The 19,067-nt window shown below is 73.6% G+C and carries 18 protein-coding genes; 14 read left to right on the forward strand and 4 right to left on the reverse strand.

Annotated elements, in window-relative coordinates; genetic code table 11:
- The first annotated feature begins 8 nt into the window (after positions 1–8).
- Positions 9–1,556: a murein biosynthesis integral membrane protein MurJ gene (gene murJ / locus IE246_RS01275; protein ID WP_189987100.1), complete on the forward strand. Its 1,548-nt coding sequence runs from the start codon at positions 9–11 to the stop codon at positions 1,554–1,556.
- Positions 1,557–1,616: 60 nt separating this feature from the next.
- Here the strand turns inward: murJ (IE246_RS01275) and IE246_RS01280 are convergent, their stop codons facing one another.
- Entirely contained in the window at positions 1,617–2,444 is an 828-nt protein-coding gene (locus IE246_RS01280) for a SpoIIE family protein phosphatase (RefSeq protein ID WP_189987102.1), read from the reverse strand.
- Between the two features lie 114 nt (positions 2,445–2,558).
- Here IE246_RS01280 and trpS point away from each other — a divergent pair, with 114 nt between their 5' ends.
- Together trpS and IE246_RS01290 are read left to right on the forward strand one after the other, a co-directional pair.
- Positions 2,559–3,563, forward strand: a complete 1,005-nt coding sequence (gene trpS / locus IE246_RS01285; protein ID WP_189987103.1) for a tryptophan--tRNA ligase — start codon at positions 2,559–2,561, stop codon at positions 3,561–3,563.
- A 19-nt stretch (positions 3,564–3,582) separates the two neighbouring features.
- Entirely contained in the window at positions 3,583–4,728 is a 1,146-nt protein-coding gene (locus IE246_RS01290; RefSeq protein WP_189987105.1) for a glycosyltransferase family 4 protein, read from the forward strand.
- On the opposite strand, the gene murJ (IE246_RS01295) is transcribed toward IE246_RS01290, so the two are convergent.
- Together murJ (IE246_RS01295) and IE246_RS01300 are read right to left on the reverse strand one after the other, a co-directional pair.
- Positions 4,725–6,095 (reverse strand): murein biosynthesis integral membrane protein MurJ, encoded by a 1,371-nt coding sequence (gene murJ, locus IE246_RS01295; protein ID WP_189987106.1) that lies wholly within the window; start codon positions 6,093–6,095, stop codon positions 4,725–4,727. The genes IE246_RS01290 and murJ (IE246_RS01295) overlap by 4 nt on opposite strands.
- Before the next feature lie 7 nt (positions 6,096–6,102).
- Positions 6,103–7,416, reverse strand: a complete 1,314-nt coding sequence (locus IE246_RS01300; protein ID WP_189987107.1) for an adenylate/guanylate cyclase domain-containing protein — start codon at positions 7,414–7,416, stop codon at positions 6,103–6,105.
- 87 nt (positions 7,417–7,503) lie between these two features.
- Here IE246_RS01300 and IE246_RS01305 point away from each other — a divergent pair, with 87 nt between their 5' ends.
- Positions 7,504–8,067, forward strand: a complete 564-nt coding sequence (locus tag IE246_RS01305) for a NifU family protein (RefSeq protein WP_189987108.1) — start codon at positions 7,504–7,506, stop codon at positions 8,065–8,067.
- A gap of 212 nt (positions 8,068–8,279) precedes the next feature.
- The gene (locus tag IE246_RS01310; protein ID WP_189987109.1) at positions 8,280–9,239 is read left to right on the forward strand and encodes a glucosaminidase domain-containing protein; all 960 of its coding nucleotides are present in this window, start codon (positions 8,280–8,282) and stop codon (positions 9,237–9,239) included.
- Between the two features lies 1 nt (position 9,240).
- On the opposite strand, the gene IE246_RS01315 is transcribed toward IE246_RS01310, so the two are convergent.
- Positions 9,241–10,269, reverse strand: coding sequence for a polysaccharide deacetylase family protein (locus IE246_RS01315; RefSeq protein WP_189987110.1), 1,029 nt, complete (start codon positions 10,267–10,269; stop codon positions 9,241–9,243).
- Between the two features lie 65 nt (positions 10,270–10,334).
- On the opposite strand from IE246_RS01315, the gene tsaB reads away from it, so the two are divergent.
- The 9 genes from tsaB to lnt all read left to right on the forward strand — a co-directional run bounded on the left by tsaB (position 10,335) and on the right by lnt (position 19,067).
- Positions 10,335–11,006: a tRNA (adenosine(37)-N6)-threonylcarbamoyltransferase complex dimerization subunit type 1 TsaB gene (gene tsaB, locus IE246_RS01320; RefSeq protein WP_189987111.1), complete on the forward strand. Its 672-nt coding sequence runs from the start codon at positions 10,335–10,337 to the stop codon at positions 11,004–11,006.
- Positions 11,003–11,482 (forward strand): GNAT family N-acetyltransferase, encoded by a 480-nt coding sequence (locus IE246_RS01325; protein WP_189987112.1) that lies wholly within the window; start codon positions 11,003–11,005, stop codon positions 11,480–11,482. Before tsaB ends, IE246_RS01325 begins: the two co-directional genes overlap by 4 nt.
- 121 nt (positions 11,483–11,603) lie before the next feature.
- Positions 11,604–12,476 carry a GNAT family N-acetyltransferase gene (locus IE246_RS01330; protein ID WP_189987113.1) on the forward strand — a complete coding sequence of 291 codons (873 nt, stop codon included), beginning with the start codon at positions 11,604–11,606 and terminating at the stop codon, positions 12,474–12,476.
- The gene (locus IE246_RS01335; protein ID WP_229836200.1) at positions 12,473–13,408 is read left to right on the forward strand and encodes a lysophospholipid acyltransferase family protein; all 936 of its coding nucleotides are present in this window, start codon (positions 12,473–12,475) and stop codon (positions 13,406–13,408) included. The genes IE246_RS01330 and IE246_RS01335 overlap by 4 nt, the downstream gene beginning before the upstream one ends.
- A 189-nt stretch (positions 13,409–13,597) precedes the next feature.
- On the forward strand, positions 13,598–15,010 hold the full coding sequence (gene miaB, locus IE246_RS01340) for a tRNA (N6-isopentenyl adenosine(37)-C2)-methylthiotransferase MiaB (protein ID WP_189987114.1): 1,413 nt from the start codon (positions 13,598–13,600) through the stop codon (positions 15,008–15,010).
- A complete protein-coding gene (locus IE246_RS01345) occupies positions 15,007–16,020 on the forward strand; it encodes a PhoH family protein (RefSeq protein ID WP_189987115.1) in 1,014 nt (337 codons plus the stop codon). The genes miaB and IE246_RS01345 overlap by 4 nt, the downstream gene beginning before the upstream one ends.
- Positions 16,017–16,589 carry an rRNA maturation RNase YbeY gene (gene ybeY, locus IE246_RS01350; RefSeq protein ID WP_189987116.1) on the forward strand — a complete coding sequence of 191 codons (573 nt, stop codon included), beginning with the start codon at positions 16,017–16,019 and terminating at the stop codon, positions 16,587–16,589. The genes IE246_RS01345 and ybeY overlap by 4 nt, the downstream gene beginning before the upstream one ends.
- A complete protein-coding gene (locus tag IE246_RS01355; protein ID WP_229836206.1) occupies positions 16,586–17,497 on the forward strand; it encodes a hemolysin family protein in 912 nt (303 codons plus the stop codon). The genes ybeY and IE246_RS01355 overlap by 4 nt, the downstream gene beginning before the upstream one ends.
- Positions 17,484–19,067: an apolipoprotein N-acyltransferase gene (lnt, locus tag IE246_RS01360; protein ID WP_229836208.1), complete on the forward strand. Its 1,584-nt coding sequence runs from the start codon at positions 17,484–17,486 to the stop codon at positions 19,065–19,067. The genes IE246_RS01355 and lnt overlap by 14 nt, the downstream gene beginning before the upstream one ends.

Raw genomic sequence — 19,067 nt, forward strand, 5'->3', positions numbered from 1 at the left:
TCCAGCCCATGTCCCTGACCCGCGCCATCGCCACCGTCGGCGGCTTCACCCTGGTCAGCCGGGTCACCGGCTTCGTGCGCGACATCCTGATCGCCGCCCTGCTCGGCGCCGGGCCGGTGGCCGACGCGTTCTTCGTGGCGTTCCAGCTGCCGAACTTCTTCCGCCGGCTGACCGGCGAGGGGGCGCTGACCGTCGCCTTCGTGCCGCTGTTCGCCGGCCGGCTGGAGACCGACGGCAGGGAGCGCGCGGTGGCGTTCGCGGCCGAGGTGCAGGCGGTGCTGGTGGCGGTGCTGCTGGCCTTCCTGCTGGCGGTCGAGATCCTGATGCCGTGGGTGATCCTGGTGCTGGCCCCCGGCTTCGCCGACGAGCCGGAACGCTACGGCCTGGCGGTCGAGCTGACCCGCATCACCTTCCCCTACCTGCCGCTGATCTCGCTGGTGGCGCTGTGGGGCGGAATCCTGAACAGCCTGGACCGGTTCTGGGCGATGGCGGCGGCGCCGATCCTGCTGAACCTGGTCCTGATCGCCGCGCTGGCCACCATGGCCAACGTGCTGGAGACCCCCGGCCACGCGCTGGCCTGGGGCGTGGCGGCGGCCGGGCTGGCGCAGGCGCTGTTCCTGGCCGAGGCGTGCCGGCGCGAGGGCGCCCTGCCGAGGTTCCGGCTGCCGCGGCTGACCCCGGAGGTCCGCCAGCTGCTGGTGCTGATGCTGCCGGCGGCACTCGGCGCCGGGGTGGTGCAGGTCAACGCCTTCATCGGCGTGCTGCTGGCCTCGCTGCTGCCGGCCGGCTCGGTGTCGTTCCTGTATTACGCCGACCGGGTGGTGCAGCTGCCGCTCGGCGTGGTCGGGGTGGCGATCGGCACCGCGCTCTTGCCGATGCTGTCGCGCCAGGTGCGCGGCGGCCACGACGCCGACGCCCGGGACACCCAGAACCGGGCGCTCGAGATGGCGTTGCTGCTGACCCTGCCGGCGGCGGCGGCGCTGGCGGTGATCGCGCTGCCGGTGACCTCGGTGCTGTTCGAGCGCGGCAAATTCGGGGCGGCGGACAGCCTGGCGACCGCCGCGGCGATGGCGGCCTATGCCGGCGGGCTGCCGGCCTTCGTGCTGATCAAGGTGTTCCAGCCCGGGTTCTTCGCGCGCCGCGACACCGCGACCCCGGTCAAGGTCGCGGCCTGCGCGGTGGCCGCCAATCTGGCGTTCAACGCCCTGCTGATGCCGACCCTGCAGCATGTCGGGATCGCGCTGTCGACCACGCTGTCGGCGTGGCTGAACGCCGGCCTGCTGGCCTGGCTGCTGATGCGCCGCGGGCACTTCCGGCCGGACGCCCGGCTGCGCCGGCGGGCGCTCCGGATCGCCGGGGCGGTGGCGGCGATGGCGGCGGCGGTGTGGGCGGCGGCCGCCGGCCTCGAGCCCTGGCTGACCGCCGGCAGCGTCCACGGCGTCGCGGCCCTGGCGGTGGTGATCGCCGTCGGTCTGGTGGTGTACGGCACGGCGGCGACCCTGCTCGGCGCCGCCCGCCCGGCCGAGCTGAAGTCGGCGCTGCGGCGGCGGGGCTAGGGCCCGATCCGATCGCATCGGATCGATGCGGCCGGTGAATCGGTCCCTCAATCCATAGGCTTACTGGATCTCCAACAAGAGGGCCGCGGCGTCGTCGGAGGTCTTGAAGCGGCCGAACCGGGCGTTCTCGGCGGCGTCGGCTTCGAACCCGCGCAGCCGGCCGACCAGGGCCGCCAGCCCGCCGTCCAGGGCGGCGCGGATCAGCCCGTCGTCGTCATACAGCCCGTACATGTCGACCAGCCGGTAGAAGCCGTCGGTGCACAGCAGCACCCGGGTGCCGGCGGCGGCGGGCTCGGTCCGGAGGTCGAGCCGGGCGGCGGCCGCCGGGTGCACACTCAGCACCGGATAGCCGTCCGGCCGGTTCATCATGGCGCGCTGGGCCCGCAGCACCGACGGGATTTCGGCGCCGGCGGCGATCAGGGCGCGGGCCTGGGCCTGCTCGTCCAGCCGCGGCGGCGCCTTCGCGACCGGCCTCGCCGGGCCGGCGGCCGGCAGCACGATCGCGGTGCAGTCCGGGAACGACGCGAAGACCATCCGTTTCGAGGCCGGATCGACGTGCAGGCGGGTCAGGGCGGCGCTCGGCATGTCGCCCGGTGGGATGCGGCCGGCCGGCGCGCCGGTATGCGCCTCGACCCGCTCGCGCAGGCCGTCGATCAGGGCCGCCACCACCGCCTCGGGCGCGCCCGCCGGCAGCGTCCGCAGCAGGTCGTGGGCGGCGTCGGCGAACCAGAACGCGTCGCTCGGCGCCTCCGGGAACAGCCGGGTGGCGCACATGTCGGTGGCGCCGTCGACGATCCAGGCGATGCCTTCGGCGGCGCGGTGGCCGACCCGGTCCTCGGAGTCCCGGCCCTTGCCGGGGTCGTTGGCGTGGTCGAGCACGCGCAGCATGATTCCGGTCTCCCTTGATTCCGGCGGCCCGGCCGGGGATAAACCCGGGCCCGTCCGGCGGTCCCGCCCCCGGCCGGATACCATGGCAACCACGCGCATCGCGAGCAAACGACGATGAGACGCATCTTCTCCGGCATCCAGCCCTCCGGAAACCTGACCCTCGGCAATTACCTGGGCGCGATCCGGAACTGGGCGCTCCTGCAGCGCGAGAAGAGCTACGAATGCATCTTCTGCGTGGTCGACCAGCACGCCATCACCGTGCCGCAGGACCCGGCGGAGCTGCGTCGGGCGACCCGCGAGGTGGCGGCCGGCATGATCGCCGGCGGCGTCGATCCGGACGACTGCATCCTGTTCAACCAGTCCTACGTGCCCGAGCACGCGATGCTGGCCTGGGTGTTCAACTGCGTGGCCCGAGTCGGCTGGCTCGGCCGCATGACCCAGTTCAAGGAGAAGGCCGGCAAGGACCGCGACAACGCCACGGTCGGGCTGTTCGTCTACCCGAACCTGATGGCCGCCGACATTCTGGCCTACAAGGGCACCCACGTGCCGGTCGGCGACGACCAGAAGCAGCACCTGGAGCTGACCCGCGACATCGCCCAGGCCTTCAACTCGATGTTCGGGGTCGATTTCTTCCCGCTGCCGGAGCCGCAGATCTTCGGCACCGCCACCCGGGTGATGAGCCTGCGCGACGGCACCAAGAAGATGAGCAAGTCGGATCCGTCCGACATGTCGCGCATCAACATGACCGACGACGCCGACGCCATCGCCCAGAAGATCCGCAAGGCCAAGACCGACCCGGAGCCGCTGCCGAGCGAGCTCGCCGGGCTGGACGAGCGGCCGGAGGCCCGCAACCTGGTCGGCATCTACGCGGCGCTGGCCGACCAGACGCCGGAGCAGGTGCTGGCCGAGTTCGGCGGCCGCGGCTTCGGCGACTTCAAGAAGGCCATGGCCGAGGTCTCGGTCTCGGTTCTGGCCCCGATCGGCGAAGAGATGCGCCGGCTGTCGAACGACCCGGCGACCATCGACGCGATCCTGCACAAGGGCGGCGAGCGGGCCCGCGAGCTGGCGAGCCCGATCGTCAAGGAAGTCTACGACATCGTTGGCTTCCTGCGGCCCTGAGGCGGTTCGGGCGCCGCGGATGCTGACCGGCAGGCGCGTTCTCTGGATCGTCGCCGAGGACTGGTTCTTCCGGCTGCACTACCTGGCGCTGGCCACGGCCCTGGTCGAAGCCGGGGCCGAGGTGCACCTGGCGGCCCGCTGCGGCCGGCGCGGGCCGGAGGCCGAGGCCGCGGTGACGGCCGCCGGGATCACCGTCCATCGGCTGCAGCGACTCGACCGCACCGGGCTGAACCCGCTCGCCGACCTGACCGCGGTCGGCGAGCTGACGGCGCTGTGCCGCGTGCTGCGGCCCGACCTGGTGCAGAGCGTGGCGATGAAGCCGGTGCTGTACGGCACCCTGGCGGCCGAGCGTGCCGGCGTGCCGGCGCGGTTCGCCTGGCTGCCCGGGCTCGGCCACGTGTTCACCGGCCGAAGCCTGAAGGCCCGGTTGCTGCGGCCGGCGGTCGCGCTGCTGCTGCGCCGGGTGCTGGGCCGACCGGCGGTGACCCCGATGGTGCTGAACGCCGACGACCGGGCCGCGGTGGCCCGGCTGGCCGGCCGGCCGCTCGACTCGGTGGCGGTGCTGCCCGGCACCGGCGTCGACCTGGATCGTTTCGTTGTCGAACCGGAGCCCGAGGGGCCGCCGGTCGCTGCCTTCGTCGGCCGCATGCTGGGCGAGAAGGGGCTGGACGAGCTCGCCGCGGCGGCCCGGCTGCTGCGCCGGCGCGGGGGCGCCGTGGCGATCCGGCTGGTCGGGGCGCCCGACCGCGAGAGCCCGACCGCGATCCCCGAGGAGCGGCTGCGGGCCTGGAGCGCCGAGGGTGCCCTGGAATGGACCGGCCCGACCGCCGACGTGCCCGGCGTGTGGCGGGCCGCCCATATCGCGGTGCTGCCGTCGCACCGCGAGGGCCTGGGCATGAGCGTGCTGGAGGCCGCGGCCTGCGGCCGGCCGGCGGTCGCGACCGACGTCCCCGGCTGCCGCGAGGCGGTCGAGCACGGCGTCACCGGCCTGCTGGTGCCGGCCCATGACCCGGTGGCGCTGGCCGATGCGCTGGCCGCCCTGGCGGCCGACCCGGCTCGGCGGCGGGCGATGGGGGCGGCGGCCCGGGCCAGGGTCGAGGACCGGTTCGGCCTGCCGGCGGTGCGCCGGGAGCTGGTGGCCTTGTATGCCAAGCGCCTCGGCTAGCCGGCGGTCCGGGTCGCCGGAGCGCGCATCACCGCGACATACAGGATCAGCGCCGTGGCCAGGAACGCCGGGGCGGTCGCCAGGGCGATCCCGACGACCCCCCAGACCGCCATGAAGCCGGCATTGAGCGCCACGGTCAGCACCAGGTTGGCCGCTGCCGCCCCGGCCAGCGCCCGGCCGAGCCCGAGCACCGCCGCCGCCCGCACCAGCACCACCGCGGCGGCGTAGGGCGGCAGCTGCACGGCGTAGGCGACCAGCACGTCGGACACCAGGGCGGTGTCGTCGGCCCCGAACGCGCCGCGCTGGTACAGCAGCCGCACCACCGGCTCGGCCAGGACCGCGGCGGCCGCGACCGCCGGCACCGACAGCGCGGCGACCGCGGCGACGTGCCGGCGCAGCCGGCGGCGCAGGGCGGCGAGGTCGCCGGAAGCCGCCTGGTCGGAATACGCCGGCAGGATCGCCACGCCGATCGCCAGGGTGGCGACGTGCAGGCCGGCCAGCACCAGCTTGGCGCCGTAGCCGATCGCCGAGGCCGAGCCGGGACCGAGCATGGCGGCCATCATCTGGTCGAGCACGCCGGCGCCGTACAGCAGCAGGTTGGCGAGCAGGATCGGCCCCCAGCGCCGCAGCAGCGGGGCCAGGTCGGGGGCGCCGGCGGCCGGTGAGAGGCGGCCGCCGAGCCGGCGCAGGGCGCCGCCGACCAGGGTGGCCTCGATCGCGGTGCCGAGGACAGCGCCCCAGGCCAGCGCGGCGACGCCCAGACTGTCGCGGGCGAGGAGCAGCAGCACCGCCATCACCAGCGGCGTGAAGGCCGGGGCGATCGCCGGCAGCGCGAACCGGCGCCGGGCGTTCAGCACGCCGCCCCAGGCGACCGCGGCGGCCCCGACCACCACGAACAGGGTCATGATCCACAGCAGGTCGGCGGTCAGCGCCAGGGTGTCCGGCGCCAGCGCCGGGGCCAGCCACGGCAGGTAGGCCGGGGCGGCGGCGGCCATGACCAGCGAGCCGGCCGCCACCACCAGCAGCATGCGCCCGAAGGCGGCGGCGAACAGCGAGTCGGCGGCGGCCTCGCCGGCGGCGCGGCGGCGCGCCAGGTAGGCCGGCACCAGGGCGATCTGGAACGAGCCGGCGATCAGGGCCAGCAGGAACACCGGCACCGCCAGGGCCAGGAAGAACGCGTCGACTTCGGGGCCGCGGCCGTACACCGCGGCGATCGCCGCCTCGCGCACGAACGCGGTCAGCTTGGCGACCACCGACAGCACGCCGATGGTCATGCCGGCGCGCGCCACTGCCCGGTCGTCGTGGGATCGGTCGTCGTGATCGCCGGCGTCGTCGGGCCGATTCGGGGCCGGGGTCTCGGCGCTCACGCCCGGCTCACAGCAGGTCGGACGGGGCGAACACCTCGACCGGGTGCGACAGGCCCTTGACCGGGTGGCGGCCCATCGGCGTCAGGGTCTCGCCGGCGGCCGCCGCGAAATCGGCCGACGCCAGCACCCGGACGCCGAGGCCGCGGGTCAGCCCCTCGATCCGGCTGGCCAGGTTGACCGCCGGTCCGATCACCGTGAAGTCCAGGCGCTCCAGGCCGCCGATGTTGCCGTAGCCGACCTCGCCGAGGTGCAGGGCGATGCCGAAGTCGACGGTCGGCTTGTCCTGGCGCAGACGGCGCCGGTTGAGCGCCCGCACCAGCTTGACGGTGTCGCGGGCGGCCGCCATGGCGGCGTGGCAGGCCGCACGGTCGGCGCCGGCCTGGTCCCGGACGTCGTCGGCCTCGGCCGGAAAGATCGCCAGCATGCCGTCGCCGAGGAACTTCAGGATCTCGCCGCCGCGCTCCTCGACCGCCTGGACCGAGGCCTCGAAGTAGCCGTTCAGCAGCTCGATCAGGTCCTCGCGCGGCAGCCGGTCCGACAGCACCGTGAAGTCCTTGATGTCGGAGTACCAGACGGCTGCCCGGATCGACGCGGTCTCGCCGCGCGCGATCGCCCCGGCCAGCACCCGGCGGCCGGTCTGGCGGCCGAGATACACCTCCAGCAGCTGCGAGGTGAGCTCGCGCCGCTCGATCACCTCGATGCGCAGCGCCAAGGCCGGCAGCAGCTCCCACAGCACCGTCAGCTCCTCGGTGCTGAAGCCGCCCGGCCGATCGGTCGCCCAGGTGATGAAGTTGATCATGCCGTCGGAGAACGCCAGCGGCATGGCGACGTAGTCGGTGGCCCCGAGCTCGCGCAGGTCGGCCAGCACCGGGAAGTCCAGGGTCTGCTCCGGCACGTCGAGCCGGCGGCGGATGGCGGCCGCTCCCTGGAAGATCAGTGGCAGCGGGCTGGCCTGGAACGCCGGGGTGTCCTCCATGCCGCGCAGCACCCGCACCGCCCGCGGGTCCGGCCGCTCGCGCATCCACACCACCGAGGTGCCGCTGGCCTGCGGGTGCAGGGTGCGAACGAAGCAGGTGATGCGCAGCAGCGGCATGCCGCGATCGCACAGCAGTGCTGCCAGATCGCGGATCAATGTGCGGGTCGAGGTGTGCTTGCTGGCCCCGGCCAGCAGCCAGCTGATCGGCGGGATCGAAGGATCCGGCCGCTCGCCGTCGTCTTCGCCGCCGTCGTGCATGATCCGCAGGTGGCTGGCGATGCTCGGATCGGTGCGCGGCATCAGCAGCGCGGCCGTCCGGTCGGCGCGGGGATCGCTTGACGTCACGGCCGGCGCTCCCAAGTATGCGGGCGAGTCCGGTGGTCGGCGCGGATGGGAGCGCGCCGCGATGTCGGAACCGCGTGGAGGACGAGCATGTTCATTCAGACCGAAGAGACGCCGAACCCGGCGACGCTGAAGTTCCTGCCGGGCCGGCAGGTTATGGCGACGGGCACGGCCGAGTTCAAGACGGAGGAGGAGACCCCGCGGTCGCCTCTGGCCCAGGCGCTCTTCCAGGTCGACGGGGTCACGGGCGTCTTCCTCGGCTACGATTTCATCAGCGTCAGCAAGCGCGACGACAAGGAATGGTACCTGATGAAGCCGGGCGTGCTCGGCGTCATCATGGAGCATTTCGTGGCCGGACGCCCGACCATCGTTGAGGATGCGGCGACGGCCGACGAAGTCGAGGTGTCCGGAGAGAACGCCGAGATCGTCGCGCAGATCCGCGAACTGCTCGACACCCGGGTCCGTCCGGCGGTCGCCATGGACGGCGGCGACATCGTGTTCCAGGGCTACGAGGACGGAGTCGTGACCCTGCACATGCAGGGCGCCTGCGCCGGCTGCCCGAGCTCGACGGCGACCCTGAAGATGGGGATCGAGAACATGCTGCGGCACTATATCCCGGAAGTCCGGGAAGTGCGCGCCGCCGGCATGTACTGAGCGGCCCCATACTGAACGCCCCGGCATCGGGTTTTCCTGAGGAACCGGCCCCCGGCGCGGCCGACTGAGGCAACTCGAAGGCGGCGGGAACCACCGTGTCACCACGGTGGTTGCCTACCGCTATGCCGATGAACCACTCAGAACCAGATATCCTCCCCGTCCCGACCGAGGCCCCTCCGCGCGCCTCGGCGCGGCGGGGTCATGCCGTCGTGATGGCGGTCGGGTTGCTGCTCCTGCCGCTGCTCGGGCTGGCGATGCTGCCGCCGGGATCGGACATCGGCGGCATCGTCGAGGCGGCCCGGGCGTCCCGCGCGCGCTCCGCCGTGCCGCACCACCCGGTGCACGTCGAGTCGGCGGACCGGCTCGACGCCCTGTTCGAGCGGCTCGGCTACGACCTGGACGCGGTCGCCGAGGGATCCGCGCCGGTGCCGCCGGTGGTCCTGGCGTCGCTGCCGCCCGATCTCGCGGAGGCGACGCCGGTGGATCGGCGCAAGGCGCTGTTCATCCGGGCGGCACTGCCGATCGTGATGGCCGCCAACGCGGCGGTCCTGGAGGAGCGGGCCGGGCTCCGGTCGCTGCTCGCCCGGGTCGAGGCCGGGCGGCGGATCCCGCGGGAGCTGCGGCATCGGTTCCGGCGCACTGCCGAACGCTACGGCCTCGCGGACCTGGAGGCGGAGCCCGCCGGCATCCGCCGGCTGCTGCGCCGGGTCGACGCGGTGCCGGTGTCGCTGGCCCTGGCGCAGGCGATCAGCGAGAGTGGCTGGGGCAGTTCCCGGTTCGCGCTGGCCGGCAATGCGCTGTTCGGCCAGTGGACCTGGGACGCGGCCGCCGGGATGGTTCCCGCCGCGCGGCCGGCGGGCGCGACGCACCGGGTCCGCGCCTTCCGGACCCTCGGCGATTCCGCCCGCGCTTATCTGCTGAACCTGAACACCCATCCGGCCTATGCCGCGCTCCGCGAGGCCCGGGCGGCGGCCCGGCGCGACCACGGCACCCTGCCGGCCGGCGAGGACCTGGCCCGCGCCCTGACCCGCTACAGCGAACGCGGCGACGCCTATGTCGCCGACATCGTCGCGCTGATCCGGCAGAACCGCCTGGCGCGGCTCGACGAAGCGACCCTGGCCGACGCCCGGCGCTATGCTACGGCTGCGGCCGACGCGACGATCGAAGGCTGACTCAGCGCGGGATGTAGAACTGCACGCCGTACCAGCGCCAGCGGCCGTCGGGGCCCGGCATGGTACAGTTGATGCGGGCCCGCCCGGCCGGGAACGGCTCGGCCAGCCGGACCTCGACCCGGCTGCCGAGCGCCTCGACCTTGGTGCGGCCCTGCCCGGAGGCGTAGCAGTCGATGCGGTCGACGTCCGGGATCGTCGGATCCACCGTGAAGCCGAAGGCCGGCGGGTTCTGCTGCAGGATCAGGTCGGCCGGCACCCGGTCCCGGACCGGCAGCGGCAGGGCGTTGGCGGTCAGCCGGAAGCGGTCGACGCCGCCGTAGGTCTCGTTGAGCGCGAAGCGCGGCAGGCCGTAGCGGTCGCTGCCGGCGTGGGCGACCCCCGATTGCTGGCCGAAGGCGGCGACGTAGCCGCGGCCGGCGACGATCCGCTGGATCGCCGAGCCGTACTCGCCGTAGGGGTAGGCGAACAGGGCCGGGCGCTCGCCGGTCTCGTCGGCGATCCGCTGGGCGGCGCGGTCGAGCTCGATCTTCACCTGCTCGAGCTCGATGTCGGGCAGGTGCGGGTGCGACGCGGTCTGGCTGCCGATGGTCACGCCGCCGGCCTTGAGCTCGCGGATCTGGTCCCAGCTCATGTAGCCGGGAACCCCGCGGTCGACCGAGTCGGTCGAGACGAACAGGGTGAACGGCAGGCCGGCCTTCTTCAGGCGCGGCCAGGCTTCGGCATAGACCGAGGCGTAGGCGTCGTCGATGGTGATGGCGATCGTGCGGTCGGGCAGCTCGGTGGCGCCGCGCATCCGCTCCAGCACCTCGGGCAGCGGCAGGACGGTGAAGCCGCCGGCGCGGATCTCCTCGAGGTGGGCCTCGAACTGGTCGAGCCGGATGTTCGTCGACGGCCACTCCGATTCGCCGAATCGATGGTACATGAACACCACCGCCCAGTCGGCCGCGTCGGCCGCCGGGACGGCTAGGGCGCTGGCGCCGAGCACGGCTGCGGCGGCGGCGAGGCGCAGGCGGAGGGACGAGCGGTTCATGGCTTTGGAGAGTACCCGATGGCCGGAGTGAAGCGAAGGCGCCGCGGTATCCGGCGACCCGGCCGGTGACCCGTCTGCTCGCCCTCGACTGCAGTGCCGGCGCCTGCTCGGTCGCGGTCAGCGACGCCGGCGGCGTGCTGGCGGCGGCCGGAACCGCCATGAACCGGGGTCACGCGGAGGCGCTGATGCCGATGGTCGAACGGGTCATGGCCGAGGCCGGGCTCGGCTGGGACCGGCTCGACGCGGTGGCGGCGACCGTCGGTCCCGGCAGCTTCACCGGCGTGCGAATCGGGCTGGCGGCGGCCCGCGGCATCGCGCTCGCGGCTGCCCTGCCGACCGTCCCGGTGACCACGCTCGAGGCGGTCGCCGAGGCGGCCGGAGCCGGGACGGCTCCCCTGCTGGTCGTGCTCGACACCAAGCGCAGCGACCTGTACGGCCAGTGGTTCGGGGCCGGCGGCGACGCGCTCGACGGACCGCGGGTCGCCACGGCCGCGGCGCTGCTGGCGGCGCGCCCGGCCGGCGCCGAGGGTTGTCGGCTGGCCGGCGACGCCGCGCCCGGCCTCCTGAAGGCTGCCGGCGACGCCGGTCTCGACCCGCGGCTGGTGGCCGGTTTCGGACCCGACGCGCGTGCCGTCGCCGCCGTGGCGCTGCGGCGGCTGGCGTCGGGCGGAGCGGCGCCGCTGACCCCGCTGTACCTGCGGGCGCCGGACGTCACGCCGCCGACGGCCGCGCGATGACGGGCCCCTCCGGCCCGGGCGCCGTTCGCATCCGGACGGCCACCGTCGACGACCACCCGGCGATCGCCGGGCTGCAGGCGGCTGCCTTCGCCGACCGCTGGTCGGTCGACGCGGTCCGCCGCATCGCCGCCCTGCACGGCGCGGTCGCATTGCTGGCCGAGCGCGCGGCCGACGCCGCGCCGCTCGGCTATCTGCTCGGACAGGTGGTGACCGACGAGGCCGAGGTGCACTCGCTGGCGGTCGCCGAGGCGGCGCGCCGGCAGGGCATCGGTCGCCGGCTGCTCGCGGCCTTCGAGACCATGGCGGCGGCCCTCGGGGCGGTCTCGGTGGTGCTGGAGGTGGCGGCCGACGATCCGGCCGCGACCGGGCTGTACGAATCCGCCGGCTACGCGGTGATCGCCCGTCGCCCGGGCTACTACCGGATCGGTCGTGCCCGGCCGGTCGACGCCGAGGTCCGGCGGCGGTCGCTTCGATGACCGTCGATCCGGCCGCTGGCGGCCGCTATCGGGTTGTCCGGGACGGCTCACGGTTGTACGGTCCGGGCTCCGTCGGGGCGAGAGTCCGGCCGGCCCCGACAGCGTCGACTTACCGCGACCGATGAGCGACGAGAGCGCCAGGATCCTGACCCGAGAGATCGGCTCCCCTTCCGACGGCGACCTGGGACTCGCCATATCCGGTTCCATGGAGGTCCGTCTCGCGGCCCGCGAGGCCGAGGTCGATGCCGCCCAGGCGCTGCGCTACCGCGTGTTCTACGAGGAGCGGGCGGCCAAGCCGATCGGCGACATGGCCGATCGCCGGCGCGACTTCGACGACTACGACGCGATCGCCGACCACCTGCTGGTGCTCGACCACGACCTCGGGACCGGGCCGCAGGCGGTGGTCGGCACCTACCGTCTGATCCGGCGCAGCCGGGCCGACGCGCATGGCGGCTTCTACACCGCCGGCGAGTACGACATCTCGAAGATCGTGGCGTTCCCCGGCGAGATCCTGGAGCTCGGGCGGTCCTGCGTCGACCAGCGCTACCGCAACCGCTCGACCATGCAGCTGTTGTGGAAGGGCATCGCCGCGTTCGTGTTCCGCTACGACATCACCCTGATGTTCGGCTGCGCCTCGCTGCCCGGAAACGACGTCGACGCGCTGGCCGACCAGCTCTCCTACCTCTACCACCACCACCTGGCGCCGGAGCGGCTGCGGGTGCGGGCACTGCCGGACCTGCACGTCGAGATGAACCGCAAGCCGGCGGGCCAGGTCGACGCCAAGGCGGCGCTGGCGGCGCTGCCGCCGCTGATCAAGGGCTATCTCCGGCTCGGCGGCTTCGTCGGCGACGGGGCGGTGATCGACCCGCAGTTCAACACCACCGACGTCTGCGTGATCGTCCAGACCGACGCGGTGACCGACAAGTACTACCGCCACTACGAGCGCGAGGCCCGGGACGGCCGCGGGCGCGGCGCCGAGGCGGCGGAGCCGTGAGCGCCCGGTCGATGGCCGGTCGGCTCGGCGGGCTCGGCTCGAGAGGGTTCGGCTCGAGAGGGCTCGGCCCGGGCGACGGAGTCCGGCGGCCGCCCCGGCCGGTGGTGGTCGACGAGGCCGAGGAGCGGCGCCTGCTGGACCTGGACGGCGGGCTGATCCGATCGCGGCCGCGCGGGGTGCTGCGGCTGACCGGCTACCTGCTGCTGACCCTGACGCTGCTGCCGGTCCAGATGGTGGCGGTCGCGCTCGGCCTGCGGCTGCGCGAGCAGCTGCCGGTGTTCTATCACCGCCTGTGCACCCGGCTGCTCGGCTTCCGCGTGGTGGTGCGCGGCCGCCGGCTCGAGGAGCGGCCGGTGCTGTACGTGTGTAACCACGTCTCCTACCTCGACATCATGGTGCTCGGCTCGATCGTCCCCGGGTGCTTCGTCGCCAAGTCCGAGGTCGCCGGCTGGCCCGGTTTCGGCCTGCTCGCCAAGCTGCAGCGCACGGTGTTCGTCGCGCGCCGCCGAACCGCGGTCCGCCACCACGGCGACGCCATCGCCGAGCGGCTGAAGAGCGGCGACAACCTGATCCTGTTCGCCGAGGGGACCAGCAGCGACGGCACAAGGGTGCTGCCGTTCAAGAGCGGGCTGCTGGCGGCGGCCGACCACGAGGTCGACGGCCGGCCCCTGAAGGTCCAGCCGCTGTCGATCGCCTACACCCGGCTGAACGGCATGCCGCTCGGCCGGAGCCTGCGCCCGTTCCTGGCCTGGTACGGCGACATGGAGCTGGCGCCGCACCTGTGGGAGGTGGTGGCGCTCGGCCGGGTCACGGTGGTCGTCGAGTTCCATGCCGCGACCTCGCTGGCGGAAGCCGGCTCGCGCAAGGACCTGGCGCGGACCTGCCGCGACCGGGTCGCCGACGGGGTCGCGCGGGCCAATGCCGGCCGCTGATTGCCGCCGTCATGCGAGTGTCGCTTGACAGCCGGCGTCCGAGTCGTAGGTTCGACCCAGGGATCGGTGCGTGCGGCGCACCGCAACGGATCGACGGCGATCGTGCCACGAGGGATCGAGACCGACTTGAAGTCGCTCGCATACGGTAGATCGGCCGCCGTGACTGCCGAAGGGCGTTAGGCGGCGACTTTGGCCAAGAAGCTCTTCGTCAAGACCTACGGCTGCCAGATGAACGTCTACGACTCCGCGCGCATGGCGGACGTCCTGGCGCCGCATGGCTATGAGCCGGGCGAGACCCCCGACGGGGCCGACCTGATCATCCTCAACACCTGCCATATCCGCGAGAAGGCGACCGAGAAGGTGTACTCCGAGCTCGGCCGGCTGCGCGCCCTGAAGGACGAGGCCGCCCGCCAGGGCCGGCGCGTGCTGATCGGGGTGGCCGGGTGCGTCGCCCAGGCCGAGGGCGAGGAGATCGCCCGGCGCGCGCCGGTCGTCGACCTGGTGTTCGGGCCGCAGACCTACCACCGGCTGCCGGAGCTGCTGACCCGCGCCCTGGACCGGGACGGGCCGGGCGGGGCACGGGTGGTCGACACCGACTTCCCGGCCGAGGCCAAGTTCGACCACCTGCCGGAGGAGAGCCGCGGCCAGGGTGCCGCTGCCTTCCTGTCGGTGCAGGAGGGCTGCGACAAGTTCTGCACGTTCTGCGTGGTGCCCTATACCCGCGGCGCCGAGTTCTCGCGGCCGGCCGCCGACGTGCTGGCCGAGGCGCGCCGGCTGGTGGCGGCGGGCGCGGTCGAGATCACCCTGCTCGGCCAGAACGTCAATGCCTACCACGGCGAGGCGCCGGCGGGCGGGGTCTGGGGCCTCGGCCGGCTGATCCGCGGGCTGGCGGAGATCGAGGGGCTGGAGCGGCTGCGCTACACCACCTCGCACCCGCGCGACGTCGACGACGAGCTGGTCGCAGCCCATCGCGACGTGCCGGCGCTGATGCCGTACCTGCACCTGCCGGTGCAGTCGGGCTCGGACCGGGTGCTGGCGGCGATGAACCGCAAGCACACGGGTGAGACCTATCGTCGCACCGTCGACCGGCTGCGCGCGGCCCGCCCCGACCTGGCGCTGAGCTCCGACTTCATCGTCGGGTTCCCGGGCGAGACCGATCTCGACTTCGCCGACACCCTGCGGCTGGTCCGCGAGATCGGCTACGCCCAGGCCTACACGTTCAAGTACAGCGCCCGGCCCGGCACGCCCGCCGCCGACATGGAGGACGCGGTGCCGGAAGCGGTCAAGGCCGAGCGGCTGGCCGCCCTGCAGCAGCTCATCGGCGCCCAGCAGACGGCGTTCAACCGCAGTGCCGCCGGCAGCGTCCAGCCGGTGCTGTTCGAGCGTCGCGGCGCGCGGGCCGGCCAGCTGGTCGGCCGCGGCCCGTGGATGCAGGCGGTGCATGCCGAGGCCCCGGACCGGCTGCTCGGCCGGATCGTGCCGGTCCGAATCCTGGACGGCCATGCCAACAGCCTGTCCGGCGCCGTGGTGACCACGGACGAGCCGGGCAACCCCGCGGACCGCGCGCCGGCGCCGGCCGCAACGGAAAGGGCCATCGCTTGAGCGCGGAACCCGCCTCGATCCAGCTCGAATTCCACGACCATTCCCTGCTGCCGCTGCTGTTCGGCGAGCACGACCGCAACCTGACACGCATCGAGCAGAAGCTGAACGTCTCGCTGGCGCCGTTCGGCAACACGCTCAGGATCTCCGGCGACGAGGCCTCGGCGCCGGCCGCCCAGAAGACCCTTGAGGCGCTGTACCGCCGGCTCGAGAAAACCCGCAACAAGGGCAGGGAGCCGTGGGCGCTCGAACTCGGCGACGTCGACGCGGCGATGGCCTGGGTGGCGGCCGGCGACGGCGGCGGCGACGTCAAGGGCTTCGCCGCCGGCGAGGCGGTGCTGGAGACCTGGAAGCGGCCGATCAACCCGCGCTCGCTGAACCAGCAGCTCTACGTGCGGGCGCTGCTCGAGCACGAACTGGTATTCGGGCTCGGCCCGGCCGGCACCGGCAAGACCTACCTGGCGGTGGCGGTCGCGGCGGCCATGCTGAAGGCCAAGCGGGTCGATCGCATCATCCTGTCGCGGCCGGCGGTCGAGGCCGGCGAGCGCCTGGGCTTCCTGCCGGGCGACATGAAGGAGAAGGTCGACCCGTATCTGCGGCCGCTGTACGACGCGCTGTACGACATGATGCCGGGCGAGCAGGTCGAGCGCCGGCTGGCCTCCGGCGAGATCGAGGTGGCGCCGCTCGCCTTCATGCGCGGCCGGACCTTGGCGAACGCCTTCGTGATCCTGGACGAGGCCCAGAACACCACCCCGACCCAGATGAAGATGTTCCTGACCCGCCTCGGCGAGAACTCGCGGATGGCGGTGACCGGGGACCTGTCCCAGGTCGACCTGCCGCTCGGCAACAAGTCCGGGCTGCGCGATGCGGTCGAGGCCCTTGATTCCGTCGAGGGCGTCGCCTTTATCGAATTCACTGCGGCGGACGTTGTGCGGCACCCGCTGGTGACGCGCATCGTGCACGCCTACAACCGGCGGGAGGGGACTCTCCTGCCCACCAAAGAATCCCGATGAACGACGACGATCCGAACGACGACGACCGACCTCGATCTAGCTCCGCGGCCGCGCCGGTCGACCTGACGGTCCGGGTGGACGACCCGGGCTGGCTGGCCCTGGCGAACGGTCCCGACGGGGCGGACGACCCCGAGGCGGCGGTCGAAACCGCGGTGGCGGCGACCCTGGCGGCCTTCGAGCCGGAGGCCGTGGAACTGTCGGTGGTGCTGTCCGACGACGCCACCGTCCGCGGCCTGAACCGCGACCACCGCGGCAAGGACTACGCGACCAACGTGCTGTCGTTCCCGCCGGCCTTCGTGCCGCCGGTGTTCGTCGAGCAGGGCGCGCCGCGGCCGCTCGGCGACGTCATTCTCGCGTTGGGCACCGTCCTGCGCGAGGCCGAGGAGCAGGGCAAGCCGGCGATCGACCATCTCCGGCACCTGGTGGTGCACGGGGTGCTGCACCTGTCGGGCTACGACCACGAAACCGAGGCCGAGGCCGAGGAGATGGAAGACCTCGAGCGCGCGGTGCTGGCCGGCCTCGGGGTTCCGGACCCGTATGCCGACCCCGACGACGCGAGGGCGGCATGAGCGACAACGGCAGTTCCGGCAGTTCCAGCAGTGCCGTCGGTCAGGACCGCGGCGCCCTGTCGGACGCCTGGCGCACCCTGCTGCGCGCGGTCGGGCTGGGGCGCAACGGCACCTCGGCGGTGCGCGCCTCGCTCGAGGAGCTGATCGAGGAGAACGAGGACGACTCGCCGATCGACCCGCACGAGGGCGCGATCATCCGCAACGTGCTCGGGCTGCGCGACATCACGGCCTACGACGTGATGGTGCCGCGGGCCGACATCGTGGCGGTCGAGCAGTCGCTGATGCTGTCGGAGGCGGCCAAGGTGATGGGCGACGCCGCGCATTCGCGGATGCCGATCTACCGCGGCACGCTCGACGACGTGATCGGCATGATCCACCTGAAGGACGTGGTGCGGCACCTCAACCGCGGCGAGGACGTGCCGGTCTCCGAGCTGGCGCGCGAGGTGACCTTCGTGGCGCCGTCGTCGCGCGCCCTCGACCTGCTGCAGGAAATGCGGATGACCCGCCGGCACCTCGCGCTGGTGGTCGACGAGTACGGCGGCATCGACGGGCTGATCACCATCGAGGACCTGGTCGAGGAGATCGTCGGCGAGATCAGCGACGAGCACGACGTCGACGAGGCGCCGAAGCTCGAGGAGAAGCCGGACGGCACGATCCTGGCCGACGCCCGCGCCACGGTGGAGGAGTTCGAGGCCCTGGTCGGGCCGGTTCTGACCGAGGACGAGCGCGAGGAGATCGATACCCTGGGCGGGCTGGTGTTCAGCCTGGCCGGCCGGGTCGCGACCCGCGGCGAGGTGATCCGGCATCCGGCCGGCCTCGACTTCGAGGTGGTCGCCGCCGATCCGCGGCGGCTGCGGACGCTGCGGGTGCGGCGGCGGCCGAACGCGGTGGACCGTGCCGCCGAGTGACGTCGCCTCGGGCCGGCGGCGCTCCGGGCTGGGTGCCGCCCTGGCCCGGCCATGGCTGCGGGCTCTTGCCGTCGCCGGTGCCGGTGCGGTGGCGGTGGCGGCGTTTCCGCCGGTCGGAGCGATCCCGGCGTTCTTCGGCGTGGCGGTGCTGGCCTGGGCGGTGCGGGTCGCGGAGACCGGCCGCGGTGCCGCACTCGCCGGCTGGCTGTGGGGTTTCGGGTTCCATGTCGCCGGGCTGTACTGGATCGCCAACGCGCTGCTGGTCGACGGCGCCCGCTACGGCTGGCTGATCCCGTTCGCGGTCGCCGGGCTGCCGGCGGTGTTGGCGCTGTTCACGGCGGTGGCGGCCTGGGCGGCCCGCCGGCTGGCCCGCGACGGCGTCGCCGGGTGGCTGGCGCTGGCCGCCGCCCTGGCGCTGGCGGAGTGGCTGCGCGGCCACCTGTTCACCGGTTTTCCCTGGAACCTGCCGGTCCACGTCTGGGAACCGCTGCCGGCGCTGCTGCAGCCGGCGGCGCTGGTCGGCGCCTACGGCGTGTCGCTGGTCACCCTGCTGGTCGCCGCGGTGCCGGCGCTGTGGCTCGACCCGGCGGCCGGCCGGCGCGCCCGGTGGTCGGCGGCGGCCGCCTGCGCGGCCCTGCTGGCCGGGCTGGGCAGCTGGGGCTGGGCGCGGATCCCGGCCGGGCCGGCGCCGGTGGTCGACGGCGCCGTCGTGCGTGTCGTGCAGGGCAACGTCGCGCAGCGCGACAAGTGGAACCCGACCCTGAAGCCGCGCCACGTGCTGCGCTACCTGTCGCTGAGCGCCGCCGGCGCGCCGCCGACGGTGCGGGCCGACGGGATCGCGCCGGGGGCGGCCCCGACCCTGGTGGTGTGGCCGGAGACCGCGGTGGCCTACCTGATCGGCCCGGACACCCCGCTGACCGGGCTGGCCGGCGCGGTTCCGCCGGGCGGCACCCTGCTGTTCGGGGCGCCGCGCGAGGACGCCGAGGGCCGGGTGTACAACAGCGTGCTGGCGATGGCGGCCGACGGCTCGACCCGCTGGTCGTACGACAAGGCGCATCTGGTGCCGTTCGGCGAGTACGTGCCGCTGCGCTCGGTGCTGCCGCTCGAGCCGATCGTCCAGGGCTCGCGCGATTTCACCCCCGGGCCGGGGCCGCAGACGCTGGCGCTGCCGGCGGCGCCGCCGGTGTCGCCGCTGGTCTGCTACGAGGCGATCTTCCCGGGCGCGGTCGCCGCCGCCGGCCGCCCCGGTTGGCTGCTCAACCTGACCAACGACGCCTGGTACGGGCGGTCGAGCGGGCCCTACCAGCATCTGGCCATCACCCGGCTGCGGGCGATCGAGGAGGGATTGCCGATCGTGCGCGCCGCCAACACCGGGATCTCGTTCGTCGCCGACCCGTACGGCCGCAGCCTGGCGATGCTCGGCCTGGGCGAGGCCGGCAGCCTGGACGCGCCGCTGCCGCGGGCCCTGCCGCCGACCCTGTATTCGCGGATCGGCGACCTCGGGTTCCTCCTGGCGGTCGGTCTGCTGATCGCCCTCGCCCGGATCGGGCGTGTAGGAGGCGGTGAATAA

Source organism: Thalassobaculum fulvum (assembly GCF_014652915.1).
Lineage (GTDB): Bacteria > Pseudomonadota > Alphaproteobacteria > Thalassobaculales > Thalassobaculaceae > Thalassobaculum_A > Thalassobaculum_A fulvum.